The sequence below is a fragment of the Mesorhizobium sp. SARCC-RB16n genome (assembly GCF_008520305.1).
In the GTDB taxonomy this organism is placed as follows: domain Bacteria; phylum Pseudomonadota; class Alphaproteobacteria; order Rhizobiales; family Rhizobiaceae; genus Mesorhizobium.
In genome coordinates, this window is sequence record NZ_ML703282.1 from 1 (window position 1) to 15438 (window position 15438).

The window sequence follows — 15438 nt, forward strand, 5'->3', positions numbered from 1 at the left end:
AATGCACCATCAAACCCTGGGATCAAACATCTAGGATGCGTTGATATTCAGGTGAGGCCGGCCTGACCTGAATCTCAACGCATCCTAGGTCGCGATGTTCTCAGGCCGCCAGTTTGCGCGTCGTGCCGAGCGCCTCTTCGACCGTGTCAAGGAACATCTCGGCGCAGGCTTTCCAGCTGTAGCGCATGGCGCGCTCGCGGGCCTGGGCGCGGTCGACGTTGAGCGCGGCAAGCGAGGCCTCGCGCAAATCGTTCGACACCGCGCCGCCAAAACCGTCGCCGACGATGTCGATCGGACCGGTCACCGGATAGGCGGCGACCGGCGTGCCGCTGGCCAATGCCTCGATGATGACGTTGCCGAAAGTGTCGGTGCGGCTGGGGAAGACGAAGACATCGGCCGAGGCGTAGATTTCGGCCAGTTCGTCATTGGGACGATGGCCGAGGAAATGCACCTTCGGATATTTCGCCTTCAGCTTGGCAAGCTCCGGACCTTCGCCGACGATCACCTTGCTGCCGGGCAGGTCGAGATCGAGGAAGGCGGAGAGGTTCTTTTCGATGGCGACGCGGCCGACGCAAAGGAAGACCGGGCCGGGGAAGCCGAGGTCCTTGCGCTTGTCGGGCCGGAAATGGTCGGTGTCGACGCCGCGTGTCCAGGGCCTGAGCTTGTTGAAGCCGCGCGCCGAAAGATCGTCGGCGAGCGACTGGGTGGCGACCAGCGTACCCTGGCCGGAATTGTGGAAAGCGCGCAGCCAGCGATAGGCCCAGCTCTCCGGCACCGGCAGTCGGGCGCTGAGATATTCGGGAAAGCGGGTGTGGTAGCTGGTGGTGAACGGCCGGCCGGCATTGCGGCAATAGCGTCGCGCCATGATGCCCAGCGGCCCCTCGGTGACAATGTGGATGTGGTCGGTCTTGTAGCCGTCGATCAGGCGTGCGACATGGCCAGGCGTGGTCAGCGCCAGGCGGATGTCGGGGTAGGTCGGCAAGGGCAAGGTGCGAAAGATGTTCGGGGTCAGGAATTCGACCGCGACGTCGAAGGACTTCAGGGTCTCGGTGAGCCGCTCCAGCGTGTGGACGACGCCGTTGACCTGCGGGCGCCAGGCGTCGGTGACCATCAATATGCGCATGGCGGCCCTTTGCTCCGGATGTCTGCGGTTGCCTTGAAACGATGCCGGAACGGCGACCATGCGGCCGCCCTCGCTTCGCTCCAGCGCACCCTGGCGGGCACGGGGTCAAAGTGAGGCGGCAAGGACGAATCTAGTGCGGTCGCGCGCTTCATGCGCGCTCTTGACCATGGTTTCATGACGGGCGGATGAAGCAGACCGTGATCCAGAAAAGTCGAAACCGGTTTTCAGGCAAGATCATGCTCAGATAGTCAAATAGAAATCAGGCCGGAACCTTGATCACGGCGCGCAGGCCGCCCATCGGACTGTCGTCGAGCGTGATGTCGCCGCCATGGCTGCGGGCAATGTCACGAGCGATCGACAGGCCGAGCCCGGTGCCGCTGGCGTCGAGGTTGCGGGCCTCGTCGAGCCGCACGAAGGGCTTGAATACGTCTTCGCGCCTGTCGGCCGGAATGCCTGGCCCATTATCGTCGATGGTGACCAGAAGCGAGCCGCGGCCATGGTTGGCGGTGACCTCCACGGTCCGGGCATAGCGGAAGGCATTGCCGATGACGTTGGACAGCAGCCGCGCGAAGGCGTTCGGCCGCACATGCACGGTCGCATCGCCGGAAAGCGTCGTCGACAGTCTGCATTTGCGCAAGGCAGCTTCCTCGCCGAGCTTCTGGAAATAGGCTTCGAGATCGAAACGTCCCGGATCCTCCGAGGCCTCGCCGCGGGCAAAGGAGAGATAGCCTTCCAGCATCGACTGCATGTCTTCGATGTCCTGGTCCAGCGCCGCCTTGGTCTCGGCCTTGCCGCCGGCCAGCGCCAGCTGCAGCTTGAAGCGGGTGAGGATGGTCCTGAGATCATGGCTGACACCGGTCAGCATGGCCGTGCGCTGCTCGATCTGACGCTCGATGCGCTCGCGCATCTGGATGAAGGCAAAGCCGGCGCGGCGCACCTCTTCGGCCCCGCGCGGGCGAAAATCGCGCGGCATCGGCCGGCCCTTGCCGAAGCTTTCGGCTGCCTCGGCAAGCGCCAGGATCGGCCGGATCTGATTGCGCAGGAAGGGGATGGCGATCATCAGGAGCACCAGCGAGGTGCCGACCATCCAGATCAGGAAAATGTGGGTGTTGGAGGCATAGGCTTGGCTGCGGCGCACGAAGACGCGCAGCACCTTGTTCTCGAGCTGGACGCGGACCTCGACAATGTTGGAATTGCCGACCGTGTCGATCCAGAATGGGCGGTTGATCTGGCGGGTAATTTCGGCGGAGAGAACATCGTCGAGGATCGAGAAGAACGGTTTTGGACCGGGCGGCGGCAGCGGATCGGGCGGCAGGAGATCGACCTTCAGCTGCATGCGGTCCTGCGCGATGCGGATGATGTTGGCGTAGTCGGCGTCGTGCGGGTAGGTCTCGATCAGGTCGATGATGGCAGCGATGTCGCGCACGGTGGCCTGCGACAGGCGTTGCGTCACGGTTGCCCAGTGACGCTCCATGAAATCGAAGGCGACGACCGACTGTAAAAGGATCATCGGCGCGATGACGATGATCAGCGAGCGCGCATAGAGGCGCTTGGGCATGTAAAGCGAAACGAGGCGCCAGAACCTGTTCCAGAGGCGCGACACCGCCTTGAGCGCTCGCGTGGCGCGTGCGCTCAAGCCGTCATTGTCCGGCTGTTCCAGTTCCGTGGTCGCCATTGGCTCTTTTCATCCGTCGGCGATATTAGACTAGGATGACGTTTGGCTGAATCCTCATCCTGGTCTAACTCTTTGTTGGAGCATAATCCTTTCCGAAAACCGGTTCCCACTTTTCGGGATCATGCACTTGAGCCGCCGCCGGTATTCTATTCCACGCTGAGCCGATACCCAATACCGCGCACGGTCTGCAACCAGACCGGATTGGACGGATCGCGCTCGATCTTGCGGCGCAGCCGGTTGATCTGGACGTCGATGGTGCGCTCGCCGACTTCCGAATCGTCGCCGACCAGTTCGTGGCGGGGGATGGTTTCGCCGGCGCGCGCGGCGAAGATCGCCAGGATCTCCTGTTCGCGGTCGGTCAGCTTCAGCGCTTCGCCGCCGCGCTTCAATTCGCGCCTGGCGATCTGGAAGGTGTAGGGACCGAACACCAGCTGTTCGACCTTGGGCGTCGCCGCGGGGCCGCCGCGGCGCAGGATATTGTTGATGCGCAGGATCAATTCGCGTGGGTCGAAGGGCTTTGGCAGGTAGTCGTCGGCGCCGGCTTCGAGCCCCGAGATGCGGTTGTCGGTCTCCGACAAGGCCGTCAGCATCAGGATTGGCACGTTCTTCTCGGCGCGCAGCGCCTTGGTGAGATCGACGCCGCTTTCTCCCGGCATCATGACATCGAGCACAAGCAGGTCGAAGTCGAGGCCGGCGAGCTTGCGGCGGGCCTCGCCGGCATTGCCGGCGACGGTGACGCGAAAGCCGTTTTCGGTCAGGTATTGCTTGAGAAGATTGCGGATACGGGTGTCGTCGTCGACCACGAGCAGATGCGGCGCATCGTCGTCCGGTGCGGCCGCCTGGTCGACCCTCTCAGTGCTCTCCATGGCTTTTCCCTGACATTTTTGCGGACCCAACGTCGATCTGAGCTCTCAGTTCCGGATTGACCATCGCTTCGAGGAAGCGTTCCACCAAGGTCCGTTCGGCGGCGCCGGAGTCTTCCAATGCAGCACGGATGCGGCGCGACTGTGGCCGCGCCAGCGCCAGCGCCAGCGCACGGCCCTTGGCCGTCGGATAGAGTTCGCGCTGGCGGCGGTCGCGCGGGCCCTGCAACTGCACGACGTGATCGGTGTCGATCAACTGCTTGAGCACACGCGCCAGGCTCTGCTTGGTTATCTTCAGCACATCGAGCAGTTCGGCGACGGTCAGGCCCGGCCGGCGGTTGACGAAATGCAGCACGCGGTGGTGGGCGCGGCCGAAGCCGTAGTCGGCCAGGATCTGATCGGGATCGGAAGTGAAGTCGCGATAGGCGAAGAAGAAGAGTTCGATGATGGCGAAGTCGATGCCGTCCTCGCTAGTGATCGCGGTCCTGATCGGTTTTCCTGCAGCTGGGCTTTTATCCGTCATCATTTCTCCATGGGAACGGGAGATTATGTCAGTACTATTGACGTAATTTCCCTGCAATGGTAATTTTTGACAAGCTTTTGGGCGGAATGCGAACGAAAAGGCAAGGCAGGCCGGTTTTTCCGGAACTTCCTGAGTTTGCCAGAGCGCGATTATCCGCTTACGCTTCGAGACACCGGCCGGCGTCTCCAATCACATGGCGCGGCCAAAAAGAACACGCAACGACATTGATATGCGGGCTGAGGTCCGCGGGAGGTTACCATGGCATCCGTTCCCTTCGATCAACTGGACGGCTTCATCTGGATGAATGGCGAGTTCGTCCCGTGGGGAGACGCCAAGATCCACGTGCTGACCCACGGCCTGCACTACGCCAGCGCGGTCTTCGAGGGCGAGCGCGCCTATGGCGGCGAGATCTTCAAGCTCAACGAGCATACCGAGCGCCTGCATGAATCGGCGCGCCTGCTCGGCTTCAAGATTCCCTATTCGGTGGCCGAGCTCAACGACGCCTCGACCACGCTCCTGAAGAAGCAGGGCTTCCAGGACGCTTATGTCAGGCCGATCGCCTGGCGCGGCAGCGAGCAGATGGGCGTTTCGGCGCAAAACAACCGCATCAACGTCGCCATCGCCATCTGGCAGTGGCCGAGCTATTTCGACCCGGCGCAGAAGTTGAATGGCATCCGTCTCGATGTGGCGGAATGGCGTCGGCCCGACCCGCGCACCGCGCCGTCGAAGTCGAAGGCGGCGGGCCTCTACATGATCTGCACCATGTCCAAGCATGCCGCCGAGGCCAAGGGCTACGCCGACGCCATGATGCTCGACTGGCGGGGCCAGGTCGCGGAAGCGACCGGCGCCAACATCTTCTTCGTCAAGGACGGCAAGATCCACACGCCCAAGCCCGACTGCTTCCTCGACGGCATCACCCGCCGCACGGTCATCGGCCTGGCCAGGGACCGCGGCCTGGAAGTGATCGAACGCGCCATCATGCCGGAAGAACTGGAAGGCTTCGAGCAATGCTTCCTGACCGGGACGGCGGCGGAAGTAACCCCGGTTTCGGAGATCGGCCCGTACCGATTCGAAGTCGGCGAGATCGCCAAGAATCTCATGAACGACTATTCTATGGCCGTTCAACCCAAGCATGCTATCGCCGCAGAATAACGAAAGTCACAGCTTTTCGCGCAAGCAGGGGCGGTTTTCGGGCCGCCCTTTTTATTTCAGCGTTTGTGCATTTGACTTTCGTCCAATTCGGCGTCTCATGATCGTGTCGGCCCGGGAGGCTGGCAGCTATGGAGGGACTAATCATATGGACATGAACACGCTTCTTCCGATCATCGTTCAGATCATTACAGGCATTATCGGTGGTCAAGCGGTCGGTGCGGCGATCAAGACGGCGGCGATGGGTCAGCTTCCCAAAATCCTGGGCGGCGCCATTGGCGGCGTCGGCGGTGCGGCGATCCTGGGCAGCCTGCTCGGCCACGGGGTTGATCCGGCGGCGGCCGCGGCGGCAACGAGCGGCCTGGGCAGCTCGCTCAACCTGCAGAACATCGTCGGTGGCGCCGGCGGCGGCGCGATCCTGACCGGCATTCTCGGCGCGGTCATGGGCGCCATGAAGAAATAAGCCTGCCATCTCGGGCCGGCAAATGGGCGGCTTCGGCCGCCCATTTCTTTTGCAGCGACCGACCGTTCGTCTTTGCGGGGCTGGACGCTCCAGGCCCGCGCCTCTACATCACCGCTGACACAGCGAAAGGACGATCATGGGTCAGCTCAATGCCGGCATCGTGCCGGTCACACCGTTCCAGCAGAACTGCACCATCCTGTTCGACATGGACGACAAGCATGGCGTGGTGGTCGATCCCGGCGGCGACATCGACAAGGTGCTGGCGGTGTTGAAGGACAATGCGATCACGGCCGAAGCGATCTGGATCACGCACGGCCATATCGACCATGCCGGCGGCGCCATGGAGCTGAAGGAAACGCTCGGCATCGAGATCATCGGCCCGCATGAAGCCGACAAGATGCTGCTCGACAATCTGGAGAACCAGGGCAGGCGCTACGGCATCGACGGTGTGCGCAATTGCATGCCCGATCGGTTCCTTACAGAAGGCGAGACGGTGTCATTTGGCGGCCATGTGTTCGAGGTGCTGCATTGCCCCGGCCACGCGCCTGGCCATGTCGTCTACTACAACCGCGCCGCCAAATTCGCCCATGTCGGCGACGTTTTGTTTCGCGGCTCGGTCGGCCGCACCGACCTGCCGGGCGGCGACCATGCGGCACTCATCGCCTCGATCAAGGACAAGCTGTTGCCGCTTGGCGACGACATCGGCTTCATTTGCGGCCACGGTCCGGGTGGGCGCTTTGGCGAGGAACGACGGACCAACCCGTTTTTGACCTGAAATCGGATCTGGACCGCTCCTGGGTTCCAAAGCCCAACAGGCTGATAACAAAAAGCGCCGACCTTGCGGCCGGCGCTTTTTGTTTGGGGCAGGGAAGCCTCAGTTGGCGGTGCAGAAATGCTGTTCGCCGTCACTGCCGGTGAAGGTGCCGGTGCGGGAATTGAAGGTGCGGTAGCGGTCAGAGCAGTATTCGTACCAGCCGCGGGTCCACGGTTCGGCATAACGGTCGGCGTAGACCACCTGCGGTTCCGCGTAGTAGCGGCGCACGCGCACGTCTCGACCGTAATAGCCGTCATCGTAATAACGGTCGGAATCGGGCGGCGGCCGGTCATTGGCCAATGCGCCACCGATCAGCGCGCCAGCGGCAAGGCCGAGAACGCCCGCTGCTACAGCGTCGCCATTGCCATGGCCGTGATGATGCCAACGGCGCCAGTCATCGGCATTGGCCACCGAAAAGGTCCCCAGCGTGGTGGCGACCACGGCTGCGGACAGCACGGCTGTCTTGAAAATTCGGTTCATCTTGGTCTCCTTCGTACCGGACCGTGCAGTTTTGCAGGGGATGCGGTCCGGCTTTACGAATGACTAATATGGGACCGTGGCTGAACGGGGGCTGAACGAAAATTTGACCGCACACGTTCTTTAACGGCATCAAAAGCCGCACTTCGGGGCGCGGGACCGATTTGCCGGCGCCGGCGTTGGCCTGAAGCCGGTTCAGCCGACCGACAGGTTGACGGCCTTGGGTCCCTTGCCGCGCTTGTCCGGCTCGGTGTCGAATGTCACTTTCTGCCCATCTTCGAGACCGGGAAGACCCGACGCCTGCACGGCCGAAATATGCACGAAGACATCCTTCGCGCCATCATCCGGTGTGATGAAGCCGAAGCCCTTGGCATGGTTGAAGAATTTGACGGTGCCGGTCTGCGGCATGGGAAGCTCCTTTGATCCCATAAACTCCAGTCTCGGGCCGGCAAATGCCCGAGCGGAAATTTGTCCTTTATTTTAGCGCCATCGGCAAGTGAAAGTTTTGCGGGCACTTAAAGCAGGTCGCGCTTTAAGTGCTTGTTATGATGCGCGTCATTGGCTCTCACCCGGATGAACTCTCGGGTGACAATCGTTTATGCTGCCGTTTATGCTGCGCCACGGACATGAAAAAGGCGCGGCGAAAAATGCCGCGCCTTCAAAAATCTGTTTGCCTGTCCAAGTGCTGGTCAAGCTCCTCGTTCGCCCGTCCGCCTGGGACGTGCGGCGTGCCGATCGCTCAGGCTGCGCGCAGGTTGACCGCCTTCGGGCCCTTGCCCATGCGGTCCGGCTCGACGTCGAAGGTGACCTTCTGGCCGTCGACCAGCGTGCGCAGGCCCGAGGCCTCGATCGCTGAAATATGGACGAACACGTCCTTGGCGCCGCCGTCGGGCGTGATGAAACCGAAGCCTTTGGTCGCATTGAAGAATTTAACGGTGCCGGTCTGGGCCATTGGGGAAACTCCTTCACCCGTTCAGTCTTGGTGGTCCTGCCCGCCACCTGGCGTCGAGGGCAGTTCCTGGTGGTTGCTTTCGGCAGTCATGCATTGGCGCATGGTCAAACCCCCCGCCGAAAAACGGGGCCGTCAGAGATTCACAGTATCGGGGAAAGGTCGTCCAAAACGTTCCGCTCTCCGGGTCGCAAATGCCCGAACACAGAATTTATCGCACGGAAACGTGAAGGTTGCAAGATAGCGCCGCGGGCCGCCGCACTGGGCGCATCCCGACGCAAAATCGACCGGTCAGAGCGTCGACCGGCCGCAGATAGGCTTCGTTGCCTGAGGGGTCATCGGCCCACAGCCCCGGTCATGCATGGGCCAGAGGCGGTAAATTGCCAGCGGCGCGCGGCGAGGCCCGACCGATCCCGGTGTCATTCCCAGACTGTGGCCGCGAACGGGGTTGCAATTGGCAGTGGAATGGCGAGGATCGTGCCATAGGCGACTGATTTAAATCTTGTTTTGATCGATATCATTATCAGCGAACCGCCGGCCAGTCTTGGGCGGTATGCAGCGGGACGGGGATCGAGGGAGAGACGATCATGAGGTTTCTTGCGGCAATCTTTTCACGGCGAGGTTTTACCATCCTGTTCCTGTCGGCAATTCTTGCCGCTTGTACGGTCGTCGTCGATGACGGGCCGGGGCCGCGCCCGCGTCCGCCGCGCCCTGAACCGCAATTCTGCACCAAGCAGTACGAACCGGTCTGCGCCCGGCGCGGCGGAGATCGCCAGACCTTCGCCAATGCCTGCCTTGCCGACAGGGCGGGTTACCGCATCGTGCGCGACGGCCCCTGCCGCGACGGCGGAGATGGTGGCGGCGAGCAGACCTTCTGCACCCGCGAATACGCGCCGGTGTGCGGCCGCCGGCATGGCGAGATGCGCACCTTCTCCAACGCCTGCCAGGCCCGTGCCTCGGACTACCGCATCGTCGGCGACGGGCCGTGCTGAGAAGAGTAGGAACGCCTCACCCATCCACCCCGACATAGGCCTTGCTCTTCAGCAAGGCCGCCAGATGAGCCGCATTCGACGCCGCCATCTCGACCATGCCGGCGACCGTCTTGGGGGTTTTCGGCAGGTCGACGTAATTGACGTCGCCCATGGCTTCGCCGACCCAGTAGACGCCGCCATTGGCGGGGATGGTGAAGCCAACGTCGTTCAGCGCCTGGAAGCATTCCGCGTGGCAATGGTGCGCACCGTCCTCGTTGCCGACGATCGCAACCAGTGCCACCTTACCGGCGGCCGGCATGCGGCCCTTGTCGTCGGTCTCGTCCAGAAAGGCGTCCATGCGTTCCATCACGCGCTTGGCGACGCTCGACGGCTGGCCCAGCCAGATCGGCAAGCCAAGGATGAAGATATCGGCGGCGACGATCTTTTCGCGCAGGCAAGGCCAGTCGTCTCCCTCGCCCATGTCGGAGAGCACGCCCGGCTTGATGTCGTGATCGAGGGCGCGCACGACCTCGCCCTTTACGCCATGCGGCTTCAGGGCTGAGAGCAGATCGGCGACGATCTTGTCCGTGGACGATTTCTCCTTGTCGTCCGAGACTTTGAGCGAGCAATTGATGGCGAAGGCGATGAGGGGCATTTGCGCGAACTCCTGCGTGCGGCTGTGCAGGCTAACGTCGCGATTGGCTTGTGGTTGCGCACTTTGCGGACAGTCCGGACCGTTCGCACGCCGGGCCACACTCTTGAATCTCTCCCCGGCATGGCTTAGGTCCCGCAGGCGTATAAACACGGCAGGTGTCCCATCAACAGAGATCAGAGAAGAGCAGCGGGTGCGGGAGCCAGGTCTGGCGCGGCCAAATCTGGCGCGGGAGGCCAGCCGCCGCTGGGCCTCGACCAGTATGTGCAGCAGGCGCTGCAGCTGCATCAGGCGGGGCGCCGGCAAGAAGCCGAAGCGATCTACCGGCAGGTGCTGGCGCGTCAGCCCAAACACGCGGCCGCGGCGCATTTCCTGGGGTTGCTGCTGCACCAGACCGGGCGCAGCGAAGAAGGGATGGATTTGCTGGAACAGTCGGTTCAGCTGCAGCCGACGAGCCCCGACTTCCTCAACAATCTCGGCACGGTGATGCGCGATCTGGGCCGTGTCACGGCGGCGATCGATTTCTTCCGCGGCACGGTGGATCTGCGGCCGGAGCAGCTTGCGGCGCGCGACAATCTCGGCTCGTCGCTGAAGCAGATCGGCCGGTTCGATGAGGCCGAGGACATTTATCGCGGCACGGTGCAGCGCAACCCATTCCACGTGCGTGCGCGTATCGGGCTTGCCGAAACCTTGCAGGAAACCGGACGCCTCGACGAGGCGCTGGCTGTCTTCCAGGAGGCACTGACCATTCGTCCCAAAGACGCCGACCTGCTGCACGGATTGGGCGTCGGCCTGATGGAGAAGGGCAAGCTCGACGAGGCGACCGAGCTGTTCCGGCAGGCGGTGGCGATCCAGCCCGCCATGGCCCGCGCCTGGCTGATGCTGACGCAGGTCAAGCGCCAGAAGGAGCGCGATGCCGAATTGGCCGGCATGGAGGCGCAGCACGCCAAGGCGCCTCAGGACAGCCTGGCACGCATGCAGCTGTCGTTTGGCCTCGGCAAGGCCAATGACGATCTCAAGGATTATGGCAAGGCTTTCGACTACTTCGCCGAGGGCAATGCCATCCGTCGCAAGGGCATCGACTATGACCCGGTGAAGACGCGCGCCGAATTCGAGGCGATGAAGACGGTATTCGATGCCGGCTTCTTCGAAAAACACAGACCGAGCCCGATCACCGACGATGCGCCGATCTTCGTCGTCGGCATGCCACGTTCGGGTACGACACTGGTCGAACAGATCATCGCCAGCCACAGCCAGGTCCATGGCGCGGGCGAGCTCGGCATCTTGAAGACGGCGGTCGGCAAGCAATTCCCGTCGAACATGCCGGGCGGCTTCCCCTGGGGCCTGGCCGACACCGACGATGCGGATTTCGCCGAGGCAGGCCAAGCCTATCTCGACATGCTCCATGCCCGCTATCCGCATATGCGCCACGTCACCGACAAGATGCCGGGCAACTTCCTGCTCGTCGGCTTCATCCACATGATGCTGCCGAAGGCCAAAATCATCCACTGCGCCCGCGATGCGGCGGCGACATGCCTGTCGATCTACAAGGTGCATTTCCGCGGCGACAGCCATCGCTATGGCTATGACCTCGGCGAGCTCGCCGATTTCCACAATCTCTATACCGACATCATGGCGCATTGGCACACGGTGCTGCCCGGTGTCGTGCACGATGTGCGCTACGAGGATTTCGTCGCCGACCAGGACGGGCAGAGCCGGGCGCTGATCGACTACCTCGGCCTGCCATGGGAGGATGCCGTGCTGGCGTTCCACCAGACCGACAGGCCGGTGCGCACGGCGTCGGCCGCGCAGGTGCGCCAGCCGATGTACCAGGGTTCGGTCGATTTGTGGAAGCGCTATGGCGACCGGCTGAAGCCGCTGCTCGACAAGCTGGATTAGCACACCGATAGTCGGTCGGCCCGAAGCGACTGGCCGACCTAACGAGGGTTTCGGTCGATCACAAAGGGCTGCAATCTACCCCTGCCGTTGCACCAGTTCCTCAAAGCTCAATGAACGGCTGGAAGCCGCCGAAGATCATGCGCTTACCGTCGAATGGCATGGCGGACCAGTTCATCTTGAGACGCTCGTCGGCCATCACCTTGGCCATGACCGCGTCGCGGCTCTGTCTGGACTCGTAGACGACCCAAGCGAAGATGACGACCTCGTCGTCCTTGGCCTGCACCGCGCGCGGGAACGAGGTCAACTCGCCGTAAGGCACGTCGTCGCCGACGCATTCGACATAGGCGAGCGCGCCATGCTCCATCCAGACGGCACCGCCATTCTCAGCCATTTTCTTGTACGCATCGAGATTTGCCTTCGGCACGGCAAGCACGAAGCCATCGACATAGGACATGGTGGTCTCCTGTTCGCTGAAATCGGGCGCCGGGTCGGCGGGGATACGACCCGGCGCGGTGGGGCGCATCCCGCTCGGCGAGGGGCGCGCGCTAAAAAGCTTATTCCGTCGGTGCGTTCATTGCCCAGGCGACGCCAAAGGGATCCTTCACCTGGCCCCAGCGGTCGCCCCAGAACATCACCTGCAGCGGCGTGACGATCTCGCAGCCGGCATCGACGGCGCGCTTCCACCAGGCGTCGATATCATCGTTGCCGAGATGGAGCTGCAGCGTGTAGCCTTGTGCGGCCTGGTGCGGATGGCCGTGTTCCGGATAGGCATCGCCCAGCATCAGTGTCGAGCCGTTGATGTAGAGATGGATATGCATGGTGCGGCCTTTTTCATCCGCTGGATAGGCAAAGACTTCCTCGGCCCCGAAAGCCTTCTTGTAGAACTCGGCGGCCTTGATGGCGCCGTCGACCTGCAGATAGGGGGTCAATCCGCCAAGCACCTTTGGCCGGGGTGGGGTCTGGTCGGTCATTCTCGTGTTCCTCTTCACGTTTGGTTTGGCCTTGCGGACCATAGGACGGACGAGGTGACGGCAATCCTACAGGGTCCCGACAATTTTTCGCCAAGCCGGCATCGTCGGGCAACCGGCCGGCTCGAGGGGCGAGTGCGTGGGCTGGCCGGCAACGGTCATATGACCTCCTTGGCCGAGGACGTGGCCGAGCGACGGCTGTCGCGGGCATCGAAGATTTCCGGAAAGCCGATATCCCTGCGCAGTTCGGCCGGCAGCGACAGCAGCATGCGTTCGCCGCGGTGACGGGCGCGCGCCGCGGCATACCGGGTTGCGATGCGACCGATGGATGACAGGACGGACATGACGAATTCTCCCTGGGTTGGCGCCGGCATCATCGTGTCGGCATTCCAAGGACGAGACAGCGACGGGCGATACGACAGACCCGGAGAATTTTTTAGAGGCCTCTGTCACCGGCGCGAGGCGCTTACTTCAGGCGGCAGTCTCCAATCGTTCGATCGTTTCAAGGTCGGCTCTCTTGGCCTTCCCCTCGACGGCGAGATCATAACTTGCCTGCATGTTCATCCAGAACTGCGGCGTGGTCCCAAAAAACTTCGCAAGGCGCAATGCGGTATCGGGCGTTACCGGTGTCGTCTCGCTGGCCAGGCGCTCGATGCGCGTGCGCGGCACATGCAGCTTTTTGGCCAGCGTGTAAGGCTTCAGACCAAGCGGTATGAGATACTCTTCGCGGAGAATTTCTCCGGGATGGATAGGCGGGTTGATATCAAGCATTTGGGACCTGCCTTTCAATGGTAGTCGGCTATTTCGACATCTTCTGCTTGCCCATCCACCCAACGAAAGCAGATGCGAAACTGATCGTTGATGCGGATCGAATGCTGACCGGCACGGTTGCCTTTCAACGGCTCAAGCCTGTTGCCGGGAGGCGTCTTGAGATCTGACAGTTCGGCGGCGTTGTCGATCATGTACAGCTTCCGTTGGGCCGGTCGGACAAGATCCGACGGGAAGCCTTTTGGAGCCTTGCCATTTGAAACGGCTTCGCTGGTCTTGTCCTTGAATGAACGTATCATCCGTGGGCCCCGACAGACGTACCATAACATGATACGTTCCAGGAATCAACAGTACGTCTCATGAAATGATACCAAAGGCCGACCTGTCAATTGGCAATGCATCTGTCTCCGCCACTCAGTTGGTTCCCTCAGCTACCTCGCGGAAGAAATCTTCGGGATCTTCGACCTCGGTCAGCTTCCGCTTCTCGATGAGCCAAAAGCGGTTGCCGATGGCGCGGATGAAGGAGCGGTCGTGCGAGGCGAGAACGCAACTCGCCTGGTGCTTGAGCAATTCCTCCTCCAGCGCTTCCTGGCCGTCAATGTCGAGATGGTTGGTCGGCTCGTCGAGCAGATAGAAATTGGGATTGGCGAGCCTGAGCGCCAGCATCATCAGCCGCGCTTTCTGGCCGCCGGACAGCACGCCGATCTTTCTCTCCTGCATCTCGATGACCACGCCGGCGCCGGCAAGCAGCGAGCGGGCGCGCTGTTCGCCGACATCGTAACGGCGCGAGACCATCGCCAGCGGCGTGTCGTCGCCGCTGATGCCCGACAGCGCCTGGTCGCTGTAGCCGAGCACGGTCGACGGCGTCACCTTCACATTTCGCACGGTGTCCGGTTCGACAATGGCGTTGCGGATCGAGGTGACGAAGCGCGACTTGCCGACGCCGTTGCGGCCGAGCAGCACGATACGGTCGCCCTGGCAGATGTGGCGCTTGCCCGTCTTGAACAGCAGCGTGCCGTCCGGTGTTTCCACCGCCGCGTCGTCGAGCGTGATCAGCACCTTGGCGTGCGTTCCGCGATTGGCGAGTTTGATCGCCCCCGCCGATTTTTCGCGATGCGCCGGATTGGCGGCCTCTTCGAGCTTTTCCGCGCGCTGGTTGAGCTGCTTGGTCTTGACCGTCAGCAGGTCGCTGCCCGAATTGATGCCGATGTTGTTGAGCTTGGCCGCCTGGCGGCGCAATTGCTGCGCCACCTTCATGTCGCGCTGGAATTTTCGCTCGGTCGAGGCATCGACCTCGTCCAGCGCATCCCTGGCCCACGAGTAGGGGAGGGAAAACACCGGCGACTGCTCCGGGCGCAGGAACAGCGTCCGGTTGGTGGTGGCGTCGAGGAAGGCGCGGTCGTGGCTGGCGATGATGACAGGCACCTCGCGAGGCAACGCATTCAGCCATGTCTCGAGTTGGCTGATGCGGGCGAGATCGAGATGGTTGGTCGGCTCGTCGAGCAGCAACATATCGGGATCGGTGACCCAGACGCGGGCGATCAGCGCCAGCCGCTGCCAGCCGCCGCTCAGCGCTTGTATTGGCCGCTCGCGCATCGGCTCCGGCACGTCGAGCGAATCGAGAACGACATCAACACGCCACATCTCGCTGTCGGCCTGTTCCGGCGGCAAGGCGTCCGCTACCACCTGATAAAAGGTGCGGCCGAGCAGAGCAGGGGCAACGGACTGCTCGACATGGCCGACACGCAGGCCGCGCGTGCGGGTGATGTCGCCTGTCGTCGGCTCCAACTCGCCGGTCAGGCATTTGAGCAAGGTCGACTTGCCGCGGCCGTTGGCGGCGACGATGCCAAGTCGGTCACCGCTGCCGATGCTGAGGTCGAGATTGGAGAAGAGCGGCGCACTCATGGTGACGCCGAGGGATTTGAGGCTGATCAGGGCCATTCTTGATTTCTCTGGTCTGTCCGGAAAATCCGGCTCGATGCACTTTGACGGTGCGCGTGCCGGCGATCAGGCCAGGCATTGCGGCACCACGAAGGGCAGACCAAAAATCGAAGCGGGAAAAACCCGGACCGTCCCTGGTCAGCCCTGCAAGCTGGCTTGCAGGGCAGAAATCGGGCCACGCTGACGATGGTGACGAAAAAACG

19 protein-coding genes are annotated in these 15438 nt (G+C 62.4%); 5 read left to right on the top strand and 14 right to left on the bottom strand.

The window, feature by feature from the left end:
* Nucleotides 1-100 precede the first annotated feature (100 nt).
* From C7I87_RS25550 to C7I87_RS25565, 4 genes are all read right to left on the bottom strand, one after another.
* Nucleotides 101-1123, bottom strand: coding sequence for a glycosyltransferase family 4 protein (locus tag C7I87_RS25550; protein WP_149906827.1), 1023 nt, complete (start codon nucleotides 1121-1123; stop codon nucleotides 101-103).
* A 259-nt stretch (nucleotides 1124-1382) separates the two neighbouring features.
* Nucleotides 1383-2798 (bottom strand): ATP-binding protein, encoded by a 1416-nt coding sequence (locus C7I87_RS25555; RefSeq protein WP_149906828.1) that lies wholly within the window; start codon nucleotides 2796-2798, stop codon nucleotides 1383-1385.
* A gap of 146 nt (nucleotides 2799-2944) precedes the next feature.
* Nucleotides 2945-3664, bottom strand: a complete 720-nt coding sequence (locus C7I87_RS25560) for a response regulator (protein ID WP_149906829.1) — start codon at nucleotides 3662-3664, stop codon at nucleotides 2945-2947.
* Nucleotides 3651-4184, bottom strand: coding sequence for a MarR family winged helix-turn-helix transcriptional regulator (locus C7I87_RS25565; protein WP_188393995.1), 534 nt, complete (start codon nucleotides 4182-4184; stop codon nucleotides 3651-3653). The genes C7I87_RS25560 and C7I87_RS25565 overlap by 14 nt, the downstream gene beginning before the upstream one ends.
* 258 nt (nucleotides 4185-4442) lie before the next feature.
* Here C7I87_RS25565 and C7I87_RS25570 point away from each other — a divergent pair, with 258 nt between their 5' ends.
* From C7I87_RS25570 to C7I87_RS25580, 3 genes are all read left to right on the top strand, one after another.
* Nucleotides 4443-5336: a branched-chain amino acid aminotransferase gene (locus C7I87_RS25570; protein ID WP_149906830.1), complete on the top strand. Its 894-nt coding sequence runs from the start codon at nucleotides 4443-4445 to the stop codon at nucleotides 5334-5336.
* Between the two features lie 145 nt (nucleotides 5337-5481).
* The gene (locus C7I87_RS25575; protein ID WP_149906867.1) at nucleotides 5482-5796 is read left to right on the top strand and encodes a hypothetical protein; all 315 of its coding nucleotides are present in this window, start codon (nucleotides 5482-5484) and stop codon (nucleotides 5794-5796) included.
* Nucleotides 5797-5932: 136 nt separating this feature from the next.
* Nucleotides 5933-6571 (top strand): MBL fold metallo-hydrolase, encoded by a 639-nt coding sequence (locus C7I87_RS25580; protein WP_149906831.1) that lies wholly within the window; start codon nucleotides 5933-5935, stop codon nucleotides 6569-6571.
* Between the two features lie 99 nt (nucleotides 6572-6670).
* Here the strand turns inward: C7I87_RS25580 and C7I87_RS25585 are convergent, their stop codons facing one another.
* From C7I87_RS25585 to C7I87_RS25595, 3 genes are all read right to left on the bottom strand, one after another.
* A complete protein-coding gene (locus C7I87_RS25585) occupies nucleotides 6671-7090 on the bottom strand; it encodes a BA14K family protein (RefSeq protein WP_149906832.1) in 420 nt (139 codons plus the stop codon).
* A gap of 192 nt (nucleotides 7091-7282) precedes the next feature.
* The gene (locus C7I87_RS25590; protein ID WP_008877668.1) at nucleotides 7283-7495 is read right to left on the bottom strand and encodes a cold-shock protein; all 213 of its coding nucleotides are present in this window, start codon (nucleotides 7493-7495) and stop codon (nucleotides 7283-7285) included.
* 331 nt (nucleotides 7496-7826) lie between these two features.
* A complete protein-coding gene (locus tag C7I87_RS25595; protein ID WP_006202520.1) occupies nucleotides 7827-8039 on the bottom strand; it encodes a cold-shock protein in 213 nt (70 codons plus the stop codon).
* 584 nt (nucleotides 8040-8623) lie between these two features.
* On the opposite strand from C7I87_RS25595, the gene C7I87_RS25600 reads away from it, so the two are divergent.
* Nucleotides 8624-9028, top strand: coding sequence for a Kazal-type serine protease inhibitor family protein (locus tag C7I87_RS25600; RefSeq protein WP_149906833.1), 405 nt, complete (start codon nucleotides 8624-8626; stop codon nucleotides 9026-9028).
* Nucleotides 9029-9044: 16 nt separating this feature from the next.
* On the opposite strand, the gene C7I87_RS25605 is transcribed toward C7I87_RS25600, so the two are convergent.
* A complete protein-coding gene (locus tag C7I87_RS25605; protein WP_149906834.1) occupies nucleotides 9045-9662 on the bottom strand; it encodes a flavodoxin family protein in 618 nt (205 codons plus the stop codon).
* Nucleotides 9663-9923: 261 nt separating this feature from the next.
* On the opposite strand from C7I87_RS25605, the gene C7I87_RS25610 reads away from it, so the two are divergent.
* Nucleotides 9924-11558: a tetratricopeptide repeat-containing sulfotransferase family protein gene (locus C7I87_RS25610; RefSeq protein WP_149906835.1), complete on the top strand. Its 1635-nt coding sequence runs from the start codon at nucleotides 9924-9926 to the stop codon at nucleotides 11556-11558.
* A gap of 100 nt (nucleotides 11559-11658) precedes the next feature.
* On the opposite strand, the gene C7I87_RS25615 is transcribed toward C7I87_RS25610, so the two are convergent.
* The 6 genes from C7I87_RS25615 to C7I87_RS25640 form a co-directional block, all read right to left on the bottom strand.
* Nucleotides 11659-12012: a DUF1428 domain-containing protein gene (locus tag C7I87_RS25615; protein WP_149906836.1), complete on the bottom strand. Its 354-nt coding sequence runs from the start codon at nucleotides 12010-12012 to the stop codon at nucleotides 11659-11661.
* Between the two features lie 100 nt (nucleotides 12013-12112).
* Nucleotides 12113-12529, bottom strand: coding sequence for a VOC family protein (locus C7I87_RS25620; RefSeq protein ID WP_149906837.1), 417 nt, complete (start codon nucleotides 12527-12529; stop codon nucleotides 12113-12115).
* Between the two features lie 155 nt (nucleotides 12530-12684).
* Nucleotides 12685-12870, bottom strand: coding sequence for a hypothetical protein (locus tag C7I87_RS25625; RefSeq protein WP_149906838.1), 186 nt, complete (start codon nucleotides 12868-12870; stop codon nucleotides 12685-12687).
* A 127-nt stretch (nucleotides 12871-12997) separates the two neighbouring features.
* Entirely contained in the window at nucleotides 12998-13297 is a 300-nt protein-coding gene (locus C7I87_RS25630) for a HigA family addiction module antitoxin (RefSeq protein WP_127278412.1), read from the bottom strand.
* 14 nt (nucleotides 13298-13311) lie between these two features.
* Nucleotides 13312-13593, bottom strand: a complete 282-nt coding sequence (locus tag C7I87_RS25635) for a type II toxin-antitoxin system RelE/ParE family toxin (RefSeq protein ID WP_149906868.1) — start codon at nucleotides 13591-13593, stop codon at nucleotides 13312-13314.
* Between the two features lie 115 nt (nucleotides 13594-13708).
* Nucleotides 13709-15235 carry an ABC-F family ATP-binding cassette domain-containing protein gene (locus C7I87_RS25640; RefSeq protein ID WP_149906839.1) on the bottom strand — a complete coding sequence of 509 codons (1527 nt, stop codon included), beginning with the start codon at nucleotides 15233-15235 and terminating at the stop codon, nucleotides 13709-13711.
* Nucleotides 15236-15438 lie beyond the last annotated feature (203 nt).